The sequence below is a fragment of the Pseudescherichia sp. L3 genome, assembly GCF_024656065.1.
GTDB lineage: Bacteria > Pseudomonadota > Gammaproteobacteria > Enterobacterales > Enterobacteriaceae > Pseudescherichia.
The window spans coordinates 1,486,242-1,503,518 of record NZ_JANKYC010000001.1 but is presented as its reverse complement, the minus strand read 5'-3'; the positions used below and the strand labels follow the sequence as shown (position 1 = coordinate 1,503,518).

The 17,277-nt window shown below is 55.7% G+C and carries 18 protein-coding genes; 16 read left to right on the top strand and 2 right to left on the bottom strand.

Features of this window, described 5'->3' with window-relative positions; genetic code table 11:
• The first annotated feature begins 31 nt into the window (after positions 1-31).
• From NR795_RS07285 to NR795_RS07210, 16 genes are all read left to right on the top strand, one after another.
• Positions 32-514: a DnaT-like ssDNA-binding protein gene (locus tag NR795_RS07285; RefSeq protein WP_257757743.1), complete on the top strand. Its 483-nt coding sequence runs from the start codon at positions 32-34 to the stop codon at positions 512-514.
• Positions 515-536: 22 nt separating this feature from the next.
• Complete coding sequence (locus NR795_RS07280) at positions 537-866, top strand: hypothetical protein (protein WP_374543951.1); 330 nt, start codon at positions 537-539, stop codon at positions 864-866.
• A gap of 1 nt (position 867) precedes the next feature.
• A complete protein-coding gene (locus tag NR795_RS07275) occupies positions 868-1,476 on the top strand; it encodes a hypothetical protein (RefSeq protein WP_257757741.1) in 609 nt (202 codons plus the stop codon).
• Entirely contained in the window at positions 1,448-1,858 is a 411-nt protein-coding gene (locus tag NR795_RS07270; RefSeq protein WP_257757740.1) for a DUF4128 domain-containing protein, read from the top strand. The genes NR795_RS07275 and NR795_RS07270 overlap by 29 nt, the downstream gene beginning before the upstream one ends.
• 51 nt (positions 1,859-1,909) lie before the next feature.
• Entirely contained in the window at positions 1,910-2,587 is a 678-nt protein-coding gene (locus NR795_RS07265; RefSeq protein ID WP_257757739.1) for a phage tail protein, read from the top strand.
• A 51-nt stretch (positions 2,588-2,638) separates the two neighbouring features.
• Complete coding sequence (locus tag NR795_RS07260; protein WP_257757738.1) at positions 2,639-2,950, top strand: phage tail assembly chaperone; 312 nt, start codon at positions 2,639-2,641, stop codon at positions 2,948-2,950.
• Complete coding sequence (locus NR795_RS07255) at positions 2,947-3,261, top strand: DUF1799 domain-containing protein (protein WP_308219178.1); 315 nt, start codon at positions 2,947-2,949, stop codon at positions 3,259-3,261. Before NR795_RS07260 ends, NR795_RS07255 begins: the two co-directional genes overlap by 4 nt.
• A complete protein-coding gene (locus tag NR795_RS07250) occupies positions 3,261-6,716 on the top strand; it encodes a phage tail tape measure protein (protein ID WP_257757737.1) in 3,456 nt (1,151 codons plus the stop codon). The genes NR795_RS07255 and NR795_RS07250 overlap by 1 nt, the downstream gene beginning before the upstream one ends.
• A 33-nt stretch (positions 6,717-6,749) precedes the next feature.
• Positions 6,750-7,100: a phage tail protein gene (locus tag NR795_RS07245; protein WP_257757736.1), complete on the top strand. Its 351-nt coding sequence runs from the start codon at positions 6,750-6,752 to the stop codon at positions 7,098-7,100.
• Complete coding sequence (locus tag NR795_RS07240; RefSeq protein ID WP_257757735.1) at positions 7,100-7,870, top strand: phage minor tail protein L; 771 nt, start codon at positions 7,100-7,102, stop codon at positions 7,868-7,870. Before NR795_RS07245 ends, NR795_RS07240 begins: the two co-directional genes overlap by 1 nt.
• A gap of 9 nt (positions 7,871-7,879) precedes the next feature.
• A complete protein-coding gene (locus NR795_RS07235) occupies positions 7,880-8,611 on the top strand; it encodes a C40 family peptidase (protein WP_257757734.1) in 732 nt (243 codons plus the stop codon).
• A complete protein-coding gene (locus NR795_RS07230) occupies positions 8,599-9,192 on the top strand; it encodes a tail assembly protein (protein WP_257757733.1) in 594 nt (197 codons plus the stop codon). The genes NR795_RS07235 and NR795_RS07230 overlap by 13 nt, the downstream gene beginning before the upstream one ends.
• A gap of 77 nt (positions 9,193-9,269) precedes the next feature.
• Entirely contained in the window at positions 9,270-9,689 is a 420-nt protein-coding gene (locus tag NR795_RS07225) for a hypothetical protein (protein ID WP_257757732.1), read from the top strand.
• Positions 9,690-9,781: 92 nt separating this feature from the next.
• Positions 9,782-13,615, top strand: coding sequence for a phage tail protein (locus NR795_RS07220; protein ID WP_257757731.1), 3,834 nt, complete (start codon positions 9,782-9,784; stop codon positions 13,613-13,615).
• Complete coding sequence (locus NR795_RS07215; protein ID WP_257757730.1) at positions 13,615-14,583, top strand: hypothetical protein; 969 nt, start codon at positions 13,615-13,617, stop codon at positions 14,581-14,583. Before NR795_RS07220 ends, NR795_RS07215 begins: the two co-directional genes overlap by 1 nt.
• A gap of 68 nt (positions 14,584-14,651) precedes the next feature.
• Positions 14,652-15,911 (top strand): tail fiber domain-containing protein, encoded by a 1,260-nt coding sequence (locus NR795_RS07210; protein WP_257757729.1) that lies wholly within the window; start codon positions 14,652-14,654, stop codon positions 15,909-15,911.
• A gap of 421 nt (positions 15,912-16,332) precedes the next feature.
• On the opposite strand, the gene NR795_RS07205 is transcribed toward NR795_RS07210, so the two are convergent.
• Positions 16,333-16,851 (bottom strand): hypothetical protein, encoded by a 519-nt coding sequence (locus NR795_RS07205; RefSeq protein WP_257757728.1) that lies wholly within the window; start codon positions 16,849-16,851, stop codon positions 16,333-16,335.
• Entirely contained in the window at positions 16,851-17,096 is a 246-nt protein-coding gene (locus tag NR795_RS07200; protein ID WP_257757727.1) for a hypothetical protein, read from the bottom strand. The genes NR795_RS07205 and NR795_RS07200 overlap by 1 nt, the downstream gene beginning before the upstream one ends.
• Positions 17,097-17,277: the final 181 nt, after the last annotated feature.

The following is a 17,277-nucleotide window of genomic DNA, read 5'->3' as shown; positions in this document are numbered from 1 at the left end:
GGGCGCAAGCCCCGCTTCTTTGGGTGCAACGATGATCATTACCGATATCACTTCACCGGCCATGAACAGCTACGCAGGCGAGGGGGATTTGAGAGCCTTTGCGGATCTGCGCGACATCACGCTGCCGGAAAAGATCGCGCCATTGCTAATCCGGGCGATGGATTACCTTGAGGGGCTGGAGTGGGCTGGCTGGCGAAGCGAACCAAAGCAGCCGCTGGCGTGGCCGCGCACGGGCATCGAACTGGACGGTTACGAACTGCCCGCAGGTGAGGTGCCGCGTCAGATTGTTACTGCGCAGTGCATGCTGGCGGTCGAGGCGATGGATGGTGATCTGCTGGGCAGTGTGCGTGAAGCGGCTGTGAAGTCCGAGCGCGTGGAAGGAGCCGTAACCACGACGTATGCCGTCGCTGACGGCGAAGTGTTCAGACCGTCTTACCCGGCGGTGATGGCTTTACTCGGCGAGCTGGCTGGTGGTCGTGGCTATGCCGTAAACACCTTTGCGGAGCGTGCGTAATATGCCTGTTAACTATTCTCGCATGAGAGCTACCAGCACGCGCCTGCTCACTGAGAACGGCGCGGTGTACCCGGTAAAGCGCAAGGGCACAGTAACGGTCACCGGCGGCGTTGAGCATCGCGAACCGGATAAGACCTTCACTGCCATCGGCGTGCGGACTGACTATAAACCCGGCGAAATTGACGGTACGGTCATCATAAACGGCGACACGCGCATTGTGTTTACTGCTGATACCGAGTTGCGCACCAGTGACATGGTGGAGGTGGACGGCAAATGGTACCGCATTGAAAAGCCCAACCCGGTTAAGCCGGGCAGACTGTTGCTGTGCTACCGCGCGCAGCTGAGGGCATAGCATGAGCGACAACAACGCCTTTACAGCCGCTATCACGGCATTCGTTGATAAAGCCAAAACTAACCAGGAGGAAGTAGTGCGCGCCGTGGGGATTAAGATCCTGGCGCGGCTGGTGCAGATGTCGCCTGTGGGGAACCCTGAACTATGGGCCATTAACAAGACGGCGGCTGCCTATAACAGTGCAGTTGCAGAGCACAACCAGATGCAGATGGCCGATCCGGCTAACCTGACCAAAACAGGGCGACTCCGCAAGGCGGAGCGGGTTAACGACAGCATGGATATTAAGGCACCGCCCGGCTACACCGGCGGGCGTTTTCGTGGCAACTGGCAGGTCTCATTTGATGCGCGCACTACCGACGAAACGGGGCGGGTTGATAAAGCTGGTCATCTGACGATCGCTGCAGGAAATGTCACGCTGGGCCTGTTTAAAGTCGGTGTGCGGGATATCTACTTCTGCAATAACGTCCCGTACGCATACCGTCTGGAGATGGGGCATTCCAGCCAGGCGCCCGGAGGCATGGTGCGCATCACCGCCGCCGAGTTCCAGCGGTACTTCAGCGAGGCAGTCAGCGAGGTTAAAAATGATACCGGACATCACAACGGCGCTTGAGGCCATGCTGGGTATGTGGGCGGACGGCGAGGGCGTGCCGGTGGCGTGGGATAACATTCAGTTCGACCCGCCAGCCGACGGGCTGTATCTGATCTCCCACGATATGCCCGCACAGCCCTACAGCATCGATCTGGCTGGTGACTGCCGGGTCTACCCCGGCGTGTATCAGGTAACCGTCGTCGCGCCAGCTGGTGGTGGCAAATCACAGGCCAGAGCGCTGGCCCGCCGCGTCGTCGGGTTGTTCCCGGTGAACCAGGAGATACCCGGCGACGGCTTTACCGCCTGGGTGACTTCACCGCCTGCCATCTTCCCCGGCATACCGGACGGCGTGTCTTACTCCATCCCTGTCAGCATCAACTACCGGGCTGATATCTCAGCCTGATCATCCCCACCGGCGCTGCCGGTTTTTTATTTCTACATGGAGAGAATCCCTATGGGCTTCGCACTACCCAATGGCGCCACGGTATTCGTCGGCTCGAAACTCGCCACGCCTGTGGCAGTGACGGGCGTAAGCAATGCCGCAGGCGCTGTCTTTACCGTTGCAAACGGCCACGGCCTCGCTGTGGGCGATGTGGTACTGGTTTCCAGTGGCTGGGCGCTGATTGACAGCCTGGTGGTCCGCGTAACGGCGCAGACGACCACCAGCGTGACGATCGGGGTGATCAACAGCACCGATACCAATCACTTCCCGGCTGGCTCGGGTGCTGGTTCACTCAGCAAAGTGGCGGAGTGGACTGAAATCCCGCAAATCACCGAGGTTGCACAGTCCGGCGGCGACCAGCAGTACACGCAGATCCAGTTCCTCGCCGATGACCGCCAGCGCAACCTGGCGACCTACAAGGCGGCCAAGTCGCAAAACATCACGATGGCGCATGACTCTACTTTGCCGATTTACAGTGTGCTGTCAGCTGCCGATCGTTCCGGCGATACGCTGCCGCTGCGCATGTACGTGCCGAAAGCAAAGGAAATGCGCTACTGGTCGGCAAAGGCATCATTCGATCCTATGCCGACAACCGCTGTAAACAACGTCGAAACGGTGCAGCCAGCTTTTGCCATTCAGTCCCGTGACATGACGTTTTACAAAGACGCCGCCCCGCAGGCGGCAGCCTAACCCAGCCCGTTACAGGCCCGACAGCGGGCCTTTTTTATTGCCGAGGAATACATGGCCACTAAATTTCAGCTGCAACCTAAACCCACGTTTAAAGCCGACGTGACTATCCCGCGTGCCGGTGACGATGACGGGGTAATTACCTTCACCTTCCGCCACAAGCCGATCAAGGAGCTGGCCGCGCTTGAGACGATGGAAGGCAAAACCGCCGTCGATTTTCTGGTAGAGATCACCGAAGGCTGGGCGCTGCCGGACGCGTTCAGCCAGGAAAATCTTGAGGTGTTGCTGGACAACTATCCCGGTGCGATGAAAGCAATCGTCAGCACCTATTACCGCGAGCTGACGGGTAACCGTGAAAAAAACTGATAGCGGTTGCCTCGGCGTTTTATACGCCTGAACCCTCCACCGAAGACCTGGCCGCGTTTGGCCTGAGCGCTGATGACTACACCGAAGAAGAGCAGACCGTTGAGGTATGGCCGGACGTCTGGCCCGCGTTCGCTGTTTTCCAGTCGATGGGCACGCAATGGCGCACGGGCATGGGCGGCATCACCGGGCTGGATTACAACGTGCTGCCCTGGCTGATGAAGCTGAACGGCGTGGAGGATGAGGTAACCGCGTTAATGGATATCCGCGTGATGGAAAGCGCGGCGCTGAAGATTGTCCATCAGGGGGCGTAATGTCTGATATTGCAACGATTTCGCTCCGAGTGAATACCGCCGAGCTGGAGCGCGGGAATAAGGCGCTGGACGATTTCCAGCAAACTGCGACCGGAGCTGCCGGTAAGGCTAATGATCTCAACAGCGTTTTCCGTACTGGTATCGATCATCAGAAGAAAAATGCTGACAGCCTTAAGCAACAGCAGCAGGAGCTGCAGAACCTGCTGAATAAAATCAGCCCCGTTAACCGGGCCATGAACGAGCTGGAGACTCTTCAGGCGTCGCTGGCGGGCTTTCGCGCAAAGGACATGCTGGGCGATGATGACTACAGCCGCTTTAACTCCGTGCTGGAAACCACCCGCAACAAACTCTTTCAGGTCATGGAGGCAGAGACCGCCGAAGGGCAGGAACGGTTAAAGCAGGCGCAGGAGACGCAGCGCGCCACCGCCGCACAGGACAGCTTCCTGAAGTCGATCACCGACCAGGCGGCGACATTCCGTGCCAGTAAAGCGGACCTGGCCGAGTACCGGGCGGCGCAAATGGGGATCGCCGAAGAGGCCGCCCCGGTTATTGCGCGGTTGCGCGAACAGGAGCGCGCTGTTCAGCAGGAGGCTGCCCAGCGCCAGATTGCCGCCAGCCAGTCCCGGATGGTTAAGCAGGCCATTGCTGAAATGGAGGCAGCGGAAAGGGCCGAGGCGGCGGAACTCCGGCGCAACCAGAATATCCGCGAATCGTTCATCTCTTCGCTTCAGGACCAGGCCAATGCAATAGGTAAAACGCGGACTGAAATACTGGAAATGAAAGCGGCGCAGCTGGGAGTGTCGCAGCAGGCGGCTCCGTTCATTGCAAAGCTGAGCGAGCAGGAGCGTGTATTTAATAGCGGGACGCTCACCGCCGGGCAATACCAGCAGGCTCTGAGAATGCTGCCTGCGCAGTTCACTGACATTGCCACCTCTATCGCTGGTGGCATGCCCTTGTGGATGGTACTGATCCAGCAGGGCGGGCAGATCAGCGATTCGTTCGGCGGCATTGGTGGGCTGTTTCAGTTTATCAAGGAAGAGCTTCTGGGAATAAAAAGCGCTTCTGATGATTCGTCCGAGTCGCTTTCAGAGAACGCCAACTCGCTGGCAGAAAATGCGGAACATGGCAGGGGGCTTCTCTCGTTTCTCACCCCTGCCAGAGTAGCTATTGGCGGGCTGGTTGGTGTCGCTTCGCTGCTGGCGATAGCATGGTATAAAGGCTCGCAGGAGGCTACCGAGTTTAACAAGCAGCTCATTTTAACGGGAGATTATGCGGGCAAAACAGCAGGTCAGCTAAGGCTCCTGTCGAAGCAGATCGCTGATGATGCAGGCGTTACACCTGGTGAAGCAGCCGCCACGCTCGCAAAAGTAGTTGGCACCGGGCAGTTTGATGGCAGAAAGCTTGAGATCGTCGCCAGAACAGCTGCAGCAATGGAAGATGCAGTAGGGCAGTCAGTTGACGAAACCATCAAAAACTTTCAGAAGCTCTATGACTCACCCGCAAAGGCATCAGAAGAGCTGAACAAGCAGCTGCATTATCTTACTGCATCACAGTTCGATTACCTGTCTGCGCTTGAGCGCCGGGGGGACCAGGAAGAGGCTGCGGAATATGCTGCTGAGCTGTACAGCAAAGCGGAGCAGCAGCGCAGCCAGCAGGTGCTGGATAACCTCGGGCTGATCGACCGGGTAGTCCGCAGCGTATCAGATACCTGGAAGGGGTACTGGGATGCTGCTTTAGGGATTGGGCGTAAGGAAACCACTGCCGACCAGCTTGAAATGGTGCAAAAGCGTATCAGGGAGCTTACCGACAGCTCCCGGCCAGGCGCTTTCGGGCTGGGTAACATCGGTGATGGCGGGGCGTCTAGTAAAGAGCTTGCCGCCCTGCGCCAGCAGGAAAAAGAGCTGCAATTTGTTGTCAAGTCTCAGGAGGGATATAACCAGGCAAGGGCTGAGCTTAATAAGATTAACAGTGACGGCATTGAGGCCCAGAGCGTTGTTAATAAATATCTTGATGCGGGAACGACCCCTGCCGAAAAGCGCGCCCTTGCAGAGAAGGCGCTTGCAAAGGCTATTCAGGAAAGAAACAAAGCCGTTAAAGCAACTCAGTTCCTGCCTGAAAATCAGCGGGTAAAACCATTCAGTGAGGCTGAGTTAGCCAAGGCGCGAGCTGGCATTGAAAAGCTTTATCAGGACCCTAAAACGCCCAGGGTCAAAGGGGTAACAGTCGCCGCCGGCGATCGCGCCGAGGACTCCGCGCAGGCCGAACTGCTGGCGCTGCAGGCTCAGCTGAAAACGCTGCAGGATCACCGCTCGGTCAATGACACGATTAGCCAGCAGCGGAAAGACCTCTACACTACCGAGTCGAAATTCGCCGTGCTTGAGGAGGCGGCCCGCACGCGGCAGCTCTCTAAGCAGGAGCAATCCCTGCTGGCGAGCAAGAATCAGGTGCTGGAACTGGCCCGCCAGAAAGCGCTGCTGGGCGACCAGATCACCGCCCAGGAGCAGCTCAACAAGCGCATGGATACCGCCAGCAAATACGTCACGCATATGGCAGAAAAGCAGGCCGGGCTTGAGTCAGGCGCAACGATGAGCGACAGGCTGGCCAGCCGCGAGACGGCGCTCTCACAGCTGCGTAGCGGCTGGATTAATGCCGGTGGCAACCTTGAGGATGAGGGCTACCATAAGGAGCTTAAAGCAGCTCAGGATTATTATGATGCTGAGGATAAGCTTCGCAGTGACTGGCGGGCTGGCTTTAAGAGGGGCTGGGCTGAGTACCTGGACTCTGCAACTAACGTCTACGCCTCGATGCAGAGCGTGGCGCAGTCAGCCATGGGCGGCATCTCTGACATGATGACGAGTCTGGTCACCACCGGCACGGCCAGCTTCAAGAGCTTTGCCGCGTCGATGATGAAGATGATCGCTGATGTCATCAACCGGCTGCTGGTGGCCTACGCCGTGCAGTCCGCATTGGGGTGGGTAACCGGGAGTGTCAGCAGCAGCAGCGGGAGCACGCCATCAGGTGCCTATGCCAGTGCCGCAAACTCCGGCGTCAGCCTCTATGACACAGGTGGCTATACCGGCCCCGGCGGCAAATATGAGCCTGCAGGCATCGTTCATAAAGACGAGTTTGTCTTCACCAAAGAGGCCACCAGCGCGCTGGGCGTCGATAACCTCTACGCGCTCATGCGAAACGCCCGGGGTTACGCCAGCGGTGGTCTTGTCGGTCGGGCACCTATGTTCGGCCTGGGCAATAACGCGGGCGCGGCCGGTTCGGCTCCAGTGATACAAACCACCGTGCACGTTGATGCTAACGGTAATGCTTCAGCGCAATCAGAAGGCTCTGGCGATGCAATGGGCCGGGCGCTTGCGGCGGAGATGCAGAATGCAGCCACTCAGATAGTGCAGAAGCACCTGAAGAATGGTGGGATGATTTACAACTTTGTTAAAGGCAGATAGCCCACTTCGGTGGGCTTTTTTTATGGAGTAAATATGGCAGTCGAAACTTACCGATGGCCTGTGCAGCTGGGCGGCGGGGCCATTGAGTATGCCCAGGCGATCCGCTCGGCCCAGTTTGGCGACGGCTACGAACAGGTAGCAGATAACGGCATCAACTCCACGGCCATTCAGGTCCCGATGAAATATGTTGGCAAGGATACTGAGGTTAACGAGCTCCGCGCCTTCCTGCTGGCCCATACCGTAAAAGCCTTCATCATCACCCCGCCGGGAGAGGAAAAGGGCCTCTATCGCGTCGTGGCTAATTCGGTGCGTAAGAACCTGATCAGTAGTAATGCTGCTGAACTGACGTTCACCATCAAGCGGGCTTACGGAGTTTACGCATAATGGCACTGGTCGATCAGGCTGCAAAACTGGCACCCGGTGGCAGGGTGCGATTAATCACGGTGGACGCGTCAGAATTTAGCGGCGGGATCCACCGCTTCCATTACAGCCCGTTCCCTCACACATCCGAAGAAATCGACGCGGCAAACGGTGACGAGGACAAGCTCGGGCCAAAGGCCATCATCTGGGATGGCGAGGTTTATGAGTTCTGGCCGTTCCAGATGTCCGGCCTTGAGCTTTCAACAGACCAGGCGGCAGAGCCGGATCTCAGCGTGTCAAACCTGGACGGGCATATCACAGCGCTGTGCCTGCAGTTCCGGGATATGGTCAACGCGAAGGTGAGTATTATCGACACCTATGCCGTGTATCTCGATGCCGTGAACTTCCCGGACGGTATTAACCCGACTGCTGACCCGACAATGTTTTCTCTCCAGACCTTCTGGCTTGATACCAAAACGGCAGAGCATGACGAAACAGTAGCATGGGCCATGAGCAGCCCTGCGGATCTGCAAGGACAGGTCATTCCCACCCGGCAGATAACTTCTCTTTGCGAGTGGGCGATGCGCGGGCAGTACCGTAGCGGCGATGGCTGCACCTACAACGGCACGGCTTATTTTGACGCCAAGGGCAATCCGGTTGCTGACCCCGCGCTGGACGCATGCGGCGGCTGCCTTAGCGACTGCCGTAAACGATTCGGCGCTGGCCTGGCCGAGCCCAATACCGCCATTCTCGATTTTGGCGGCTACCCCAGCACGGTTCTGATCTCCCGATAAGGTTTTCCCATGAACAAAACGATAATGGCAGCAATCCGGGCACATGCACTGGAGGAATCACCGCGCGAGTGCTGTGGCTTCGTTATCCAGGCGGGCCGCCGCCAGCGCTACGTCCCGGTACCGAATAGCCATGAACAACCCGAAGAGCATTTCCGCATCGATGGCGAGGAGTGGGCTAACGCGGAGGATAGCGGCACGATCATTCGTGTCATTCACTCCCATCCGGGCGACGGCGCCCGGCCAATTCCGTCTGACCTTGACCGCCAGCAGTGCAATAACTCTGGTGTGGTCTGGGGCATCTATGCGCCCGACTGCGACGAGTACGCAGAAATTACCCCGGACGAGATCCCCCTGATTGGTCGCCCGTTCATTCTGGGCTCGCATGACTGCTGGGGGCTGATCATGGACTGGCACGCCATGCAGGGCGTCGTGCTGAACGATTTTCGCGTTGATTATCCCTGGTGGGAGAGCCAGTACCCGGACAACCTCTACTTCGACAACTGGGAGAAAGAGGGCTTTATCGAGTGTGACCCTGTGCCTGGCTGCATGGTCATCATGCAGGTGCAGTCCGATAAGTGGAACCATGCGGGTGTCCTCACCGAAGAAGGTAATCTACTTCACCACCTTTACGGCCAGCCCTCGTGCATTACCCCTTATGCCCGCGGCTATTTCAGAGACCGGACGATGATATGCGTCCGCCATAAAAACTTACCCAAGGAGATCAAACCATGGCGCGATTAACCACCATTCGCCTGTATGGCGCGCTCGGCGCGCGGTTCGGGCGCGTTCACAAATTTGCAGTCCAGACATCAGCCGAGGCCGTGAAAGCTCTGTGCGTCAATTTCGACGGCTTTGAAAGCTACCTGATGAACGCGAAAAAAAACGGCATGGTCTTCGCCGTGTTCAGAGGTAAGCGCAACATCGGCGTGGAGGACTACCAGAACCTTGGCGGCAATAACGACATCCGCATTGCGCCGGTAATGGAGGGGGCAAAGAAAGCAGGGATGTTCCAGACCATTCTCGGCGCGGTAATGGTGGTTGCCGGGATTGCTATCGCTACTCTCAGCTCGGGTGCTTTGGCGACTTTTGGTGCAGGCTTAGCAGCTGGAGGTGTCGGGATGATGGCCGGCGGTGTATACCAGATGCTTTCACCCCAACCTAAAGGCCTGCAGGGTCGCGACGATCCTGACAATAGACCCTCATACGCTTTCGGCGGCGCCGTGAACACTATTGCTATGGGGAATCCTGTGCCGGTCTTGTATGGAGAACGCGAAATCGGCGGAGCCATCATAAGCGCGGGTATAGTGGCTGAGGATATTTGAAATTTCTGCCTTGCTCATAAAGGCTGGTGTTCGAGCTTCTCAGTGATAAGATTTAAATCGCCTTAAGCTCTGAGACTATGAAAATGAAAAGAATATTTTTGACGGTTGTTTTTCTGGGTATATCTGGTTGTGCTACTAAGCCCATAACGAACGACCAAGCCAAAGAGGTACCAGCCAAGCGGTTAGTAGACCCATCTTTTACCACGCCAAAAGATAATACCGGTGAGGTAGTTATCAAACGCGATGACGGGTTGAGAGGCAGTATATGCACTGTTAGGGTATATGCTGACAGCAAGCCCGTTGCGGATTTAAAGGCAGCAGAGAAGGTCACTCTTTACTTAGATACCGGTGAGCATGTATTCAGCGCTCAAGGCACTGGTGCGTGTTATGGCGGCCTGAGTGGGCAATCCGGAAAGGTGTCTGTAGATAAAGCACTGACCTATCGGGTAGGGCTTGGATCTGTAGGCGATTTCGCGATCTACCCCGCGACATTTTAAGCTACTCGAGCAATACCAAAGCCCGCGCGAAGCGGGTTTTTTATTATCTAAAAATCACTACCCGCTTCGGCGGGTTTTTTTATGGACGCAATATGGCAACGATCACTGGTGCGAAGGGTGGCAAACAAAAGCAGCATACGCCTGTAGAACAGCCTGACAGCGCCCAGTCTATGGCGCGCTGCCGCATGCTGCTGGCGCTGGGGGAAGGTGAGTTTGCTGGTGGCCTGACCGATCTGACGGTATTTGCCGACGGTACTCCCGTAGGCAACGCTGACGGAACAAAGAATTTTGAAAACTTCACCTGGGACTTCCGCCCGGGTACCCAGATGCAGGATCCTATCCCCGGTTTCCCGGCGGTGGAGAACGAAACCACCATTGGCGTAGCACTGACGAATGCCACACCCTGGACGCGAGCCTTCAGCAACACGCAGATTGACGCTGTGCTGGTCCGGATCGGTATCTCCGGCCTGCAGCAACAGGATAAGAACAACGATATTGTCGGCACCTCTGTCACCTATCATATCGACGTGGCCACGGATGGTGGCTCTTATGAAACGGTCATGACCAAAACGGTGACCGAAAAGCTCAGCGCCCTGTATGAGCTCACGCACCGCATCAACCTGCCTAAGGCCAGTACCGGCTGGCAGATCCGTGTCGTGCGTGACACCGCCGACAGCACCAGCCAGCTGCTGCAGAACAAAACGCAGGTGCAGGCCATTACCGAAGTGATCGACGCCCGCCTGCGCTATCCGCACACCGCGCTGCTGTACGTGTCGTTTAACGCCAAAGCGTTCAGCAATATTCCGAAGATTTCCTGCAGGCCGAAAGGGCGTATTATCCGGATCCCCTCAAACTACGATCCGATTGCCCGGACCTACAGCGGCACATGGAATGGCACGTTTAAATGGGGCTGGTCGAATAACCCGGCGTGGATCTGGTTTGATGTCCTGACCGAGCCGCGCTTTGCCCTCGGCCGACGCGTAACGCCGGATATGCTGGATAAATGGGAGTTATACCGCATCGCGCAGCGCTGCGATCAGCTGGTACCAGACGGTAAGGGGGGCGGCGGCACGGAGCCGCGCTTTATGTTTGATGTTTATATCCAGGAGCAGGCCGATGCCTGGCAGGTGATCAAAGATATCGCGGCTGGTTTCAACGGCATGACGTTCTGGGGCAACAACATGTTCAACGTTGTCTCCGATATGCCAGTCGATACCTCTAAGCTGCAGATCCTCACCCGCGCCTCGGTGGTCGGTAAACCCACGTACTCCAGCGGCAGCGAGAAGAACCGCTATTCCAGCGCGCTGATTAACTTCAGCGATCCGGATAATCACTATCAGGACCGCACAACAGCGGTGATGTTCCCTGACCTGGTGAAGCAGTTCAATTTTAAGCAGACACAGATAACGGCCATCGGCTGCACGCGAGAGAGCGAGGCGCAGCGGCGCGGCGGCTGGGCGGTTTACTCCAACTATCTGGACCGGATCATCACCGTGGAGACCGGGCTTGATGGTGTCGCCTTCATGCCCGGTACCGTGTTCGCCTTTGCGGATGAACGCGTTTCCGGCCGGGTATACGGTGGGCGCATAACGGATTATGACGCATCCATCCGGGCGGTCATCACTGACCGGGGCACCAGCGCGGTGCCCGGTAATACGCTGATGATCCGCACGCAGGGCGGTACCGTGGAAAGCCGCATCATCCAGGCGGTGAACGGCAACCAGCTGATTGTGTCCACGCCATTTGCCGCGACACCAGCGCCGGATGCTGTCTTTGTCATCGATGCAGGGCAGCTGCGCCTGCAGTATTTCCGGGTGACCAACCTCAGGTACAACGACGAGGAAAACACCTTCACCATTACCGGCGCTGAGTACAATACCTCGAAATATGATGCCGTGGATAACAATGCACGTCTGGATGTTCCGCCGATTAGCCTCATCCCTACCGGGCTGGTGGCGCAGCCGGGCAACGTTACGGTCTCCGGTTATGATACCGTCCGCCAGGGGCAGCGCGTGGCAACACTGGTGGCAACATGGGACGCGCCGCTGGATAAAAACGGCAAACCTCAGGACGATGTGGTTGCTTACCAGGCGCAGTGGAAGCGCGGGGACAACGAGTGGATCAACACCCCGGAAACCGGGCTGAGGAGCATTGAGGCACCGGGCATATTTGCGGGCGATTATCTGGTGCGCGTCCGGGCCATCAACTCCGGCGGTGCATCCAGCCTTTGGGCCACTTCGGTGCTGACCCATCTTTCCGGACGCACGGGCGATGTACCGAAGCCCGTCGGCCTGGCCGCCACGGATGATGTCGTTTTCGGCATCAATATCACCTGGGCGTTTCCGGCAGACAGCGGCGACACGCTGAGCACTGAAATTCAGTACAGCCTGACCGCTGACGGCGAAAAGCCTGTGCTGCTGGCCGCTGTGCCTTATCCTCAGCAGCTTTACCAGCAGATGGGTCTGCGGGCCGGGCAGGAGTTCTGGTACCGGGCGCGGCTGGTGGACCGTATCGGTAATCAGTCCGGGTGGACAGATCTGGTACGCGGGCAGGCGAGCATCGACGTCTCTGATATTACCGACGCCATTCTGGAGCAGATCAAGGACACCGAGCTTTTCAAAGACCTGATCGAGAACACCGTGGAGACCAGCAAGACAGTGGCGGATCTGGCCGCCACGATAGCCGAAAATGCCGATCAGCTGGCGGCGGCCGTAGGCGCAACCCGGGAAACCGCCGAGGGCGTCATAAAGAACGCACTTGCGATTGCTGAGGTGACGTTCCGGCAGTCTGCTCAGAACGGCGAGAACTCTGCGCAGTTCGAGCAGTTGCGCGAGGTCATCGCCACCGAGACGGAGGCCAGGGTTACTGACGTCACGCGCCTCGAGGCGTCAACGGAGGAGAACGCGGCGGGCATTACCGAAGTGCGCCAGGCGCTGGCCAGTGAGACGGAGGCGCGGGCGACGGCGGTTACCCAGCTGACGGCGGCCACGAAAACCGCTTCTGATAAAGCCGATGCAGCAAGTGATGCAGCCGGTGCTGCTACAGAGGAGGTTGCGAAAAACACTGCGGCCATCACGCAGCTGGATCAGGTGGTCACAACGCTGGACAGCGCCACGGCGTCACGGTTCGATGAGCTGGAGGGTCAGACGTCTGAGGCGAGCGGCGGCGTTCAGAACACCGCGATCGCGCTGATTCAGAATACCCTGGCGCAGGTCAGCGCCCGGCGGACCCTGACAGCGGTTAATGCGGCTAACAGCGCCCAGATTGACCGGGTCGATTCAGCGGCAGCCAGCGACCGGGAAGCCTCGGCTCAGTCTATGCTGCAGATGTCTGCCCGTGTGGGTAGCAATACGGCCTCGATCAACAGCATCAGCAGGACGTTATCCGATTACCAGCAATCCATGGCAACTCAGGTTAACTCTCTGACGGCTTCGATTGGCGGCGTAAGCGCAGCTGTAACGACGAATGCCCAGGCGATTGCTAACCTCAACGGCAGCCTGAATGCGATGTACAGCATCAAGGTAGGTGCAGATGTTAACGGTGTGCAGTATGCCGCCGGGATGGGGCTGGGTGTGCAGAACACACCTGCAGGCATGCAGTCGCAGGTAGTTTTCCTCGCTGACCGGTTTGCGGTGATGAGCTATGCAGGCAGCACGGTAACGCTGCCGTTCGTTATTCAGAACGGGCAGACCTTTATCCGCGATACTTTCATTCAGGACGGTACGATCACTAACGCGAAAATTGGCGCATACATCCAGTCATCGAATTATGTCGTCGGTACTCTGGGGTGGATGATAGATAAAAACGGGAACATTGAGATAAACGGCGGGGTTGCAGGTCAGGGCAGGATGTCTATAACAAATAACCGGATTGTCTCGTATGACCAGTACGGACGTCCGGCGGCAGTTATGGGGCAGAGGCTGTAATGCAGACATTTATCCAGGGGACTTCGTTTGACGCCATAAACTCAATGGCAGTTAACTACGTTATGGATGTTCTGGATATTTCCGGCACGGGTAGCAAATCGTACCCGGCCGGATGTACCTACCAGGCGTCGCTCCTTATCGAGTCGGTTATCCAGGCGATGCCGACTACTAACCCGTATCAGGTAACTGTTTCCGGGAATGTCGTTTCATGGAATGTGGCGACCCCGATCCGGATGGTAGTGTTCGCCTCGCCCAATACGGGGCGGGAGTCGGATTATTACGGATTCTCGCTTTATTCCTACGACGGCAACGGTAACCGGACAATTAAACTTGCGCCTGACTTCACACCGTTTTGCCTGGTGAGCGTGATTGACGTTCCGCCCGGTAGCCAGAACATCGCCTCATCAGTCCCGCTGGGTCAGAAAATCGTGACGTTTATCCGGACGCGCGACGGCGATGCACGGATGCCGACGTCCTTTTACCAGCAGTACAATGCAGGGGGTAATTACGGATTTTCGTTCGTGCAAACGGGCGGAATGACGCAGACGGGCTGCCGGATGTACATCTTCTCGAACTACCTGGTTAACATCCCGATGCACGGCTTTTTCCTGTACCGGGACGGCGCTATGGTGTGGCACAGCAACTGCCTGCCGCTGAACATGCAGCTTTTGGCGAGGGATATAACCTCGGGAGCCCCAATGGCGGTAACTCCCGGTATCACTTCGGGGATTTATATTCCACAGGATCCATCGAACCCCCAATACGGTGGCTACCTGAACATGAACTGCTCCAGCGCGGGCATTTCTAATGGCGTCTGGAAAGCGTCTTCGGCGGTTGTTTATTCCAGCCGGATTATTTCTTCCAGTGAGGCCGCTGCCTTTAAGCCCTGGGCTATCAGCGGCCGGGTGGGCCTTATCGACTGCAGTATCTACGACCAGTATTACCCCTATGCGCTCGGGCTGGTTTAGCCAGCCCGCCATTTCCCTATTTCATCCTGAACCCGCCGCGTGCGGGTTTTTTTATGTCCGGAGAAAACATGATTTACACCACTGGCACGATCGCCGGCAGCGGCAACACACTCACCGGCACCGGCACTAATTTCACCGCAGCTGGTAGCCTGATCCGTAACGGCTGCACAGTCATTGTCATGACCAGCCCGCCTCAGGCATTCCAGATCACTGGCGTCAACAGTGCCACTGAGCTGGAAGTATCACCCGCAGTCAGCCCGGCCATTCCTGCAGGCACGCGCTATGCGATCCTGCTCAGTGACAGCAAAAGCCTGGATGGCTTTTCTCTTGATCTCGCCGAGACGTTCGGCATGTATCAGCGGTACATGAGCGGCTTCGCCGATGTGATGACCGGCTCAGGTAATGTCACCATCACCATTAACGGCGTGGCTGTCACGATACCCACGCAAAAATCGCTGGTTCAGAAAGGCGCTAATGGAGCAGCGCCTGTTGATCAGGGCGGCACCGGGTCGACAACAGCTGCCGGTGCTCGCAATAACTTGGGCATCAGCGACAACCAGCTCAACTCTGTCAACGGTAAATCAGGTGGTGCTATCGCTGGCGATACATCTATTGAGGGCGGGAACCTGAACCTGCGGGCATCGACTCCTGGAGGCGGCTGGCCATTTCTCATCAATTTTCAGGCCGGGCAGGGTAATAACCTGACGTACGCACGCCTGTATCAGGAGCGTTCCGGCGATATGACGATTGCGACGGCGGTGAATGCTTCACCGAAATATTTTCTGTTCACCAGCCAGGGATCTTTTAGCACCAGCGGCAACATCAGCTGCTCCTCGCTCACTCAGACGTCCGATGCTGATAAAAAGGACCGTATCGAAACAATAGCTGACGCCCGAGGGAAGGTCCGGCTGCTGCGCGGGGTGACCTACCTTTTAAAAGAGTCGCAAATGCCATCAGCTGGCGTCATCGCGCAAGAGCTCCTTGACGTGCTGCCGGAGGCGGTGAGTTCCGTTTTTGACGATCACGATGAATACGAGGAAGTAGAAGTTGACGTGGAAGTTGAGAAAATCGGAGAAGACGGCGAACTGGTAACAGTTACTGAGAGGCAGGTAATTACCCGCCTTAAGCATGCCCGCGATGAGAGCAAACGCAGCTACACTGTGGACTACTCTGCTGTTACCGGGCTTGTTCTGCAAACTGCCGTAGAGTTGGATCAGGCTGTAACAGCTATGGAGCAAAAACAGCGCAATATGGCAGCATTCCTAAAAACTTTCGGTTATAGTTCTGACATTGTCTACACCGCTTCAGAGGCAGATACCAAGAATTAATAAGCCGCGCCGTATAACATTCGCCACCATAGTAGTTCGATTAGCGAAATATTTCGCGCTCTGCTAGGCGAGTAGGGGGGGCTGTGAGCTGTATGTCGCGAGACAGACCAGAGCATTAAATTTACCTTTTTTTGCTCTGGGATCGCCCCGACCAAAGCCTTAGCCAAACGGGTAAAAGATTTTTTTTAGAAGCCTTGGATTGCCTTAAGCGAATAGTAGATTAAATGGTATTGATCGGTTTTAAGCGACCAAAATGCTAACGCCGCTAAAATCACATCTGGCTTGGAATTAGGGGTATCTAAATTTTTAATAAAAGTTTAGGTGTCTGTCCATTTCTGTGATTATAAAGGCCCCATGAAGCAGTAATTAAACCCCGCCCATCGAGCGGGTTTAATTAGATGGTGAATTAAGAAAATTTTTGTTACTTTTCCAAATCATTTAGTGCGTCGTTGACTTTATTTAGAGCGCTATACTGAATCTTTCTTTTACTCAAAACAGGTTGATAAAGAGGGTTTTCGAAAAGTTTACCGATGACTCTTTTGTAAGTAGATTCAAACCGCGTTTTGTCCAGTTTGCCATCCAGGTAGCGCTGACATGCAATATCGTAAGCATTCAATACAGTTTCGATATGAAGATCCAAAAGCGAGTCGTCAGCCTTACTGATGACGTAAGATTCTCCTGCCTCATCAGCCTTTTTCATTAATTCAATTTGGAATTTAGAGAATTCAAAAATTGATTTACTGATTAATTCATAAAGCTTAATTTCTGAATCACCTAAGGAATTACGATCACGTCTAGCAGTCATCCAAGAACTAAAACAAGCAATTAACGACGATACCACAGCAACAGATACACCAGCCGCATACATCAAATCTTTGAATGTCCAGTTACCAGAGGCTGCTTGTGCAACCACTTCAGCAGTAACTTCTGTAACAGCCATTACTTACGCTCTCTAAGGGCTGCAATCTCATCTGATGTTTGATCAGCGCTGTCAAATGATATCCGCTCAATTTTTTTAGAAGGAAGATCGTCACCATCACTGATTATGTGATGGCCCCTCTTGTTTTCCCGAATTTCAAAGCCCCCATCTGGTATAATGTAAGAGTCCTTGGGGTATTCTTCGTCTGACAAGTTTATACGTCGACGGGTTTTATCAGCAAGATTTTTCTTGTTAAAATCACTCATACGATTATTCTCTTAGGTTATATAAAATTATAGTTGCTCTGCGAAATTATCATAAGCTACGTTATTCATAATGAGTCTATACTAATTTTTTCGTAGTTCCTACATTTAGGGCACTCTTTGTCATCCACAAAGTGATGCTAACTGGCCTATCATATGCATAGCCATACGTTGTTATGAGTGA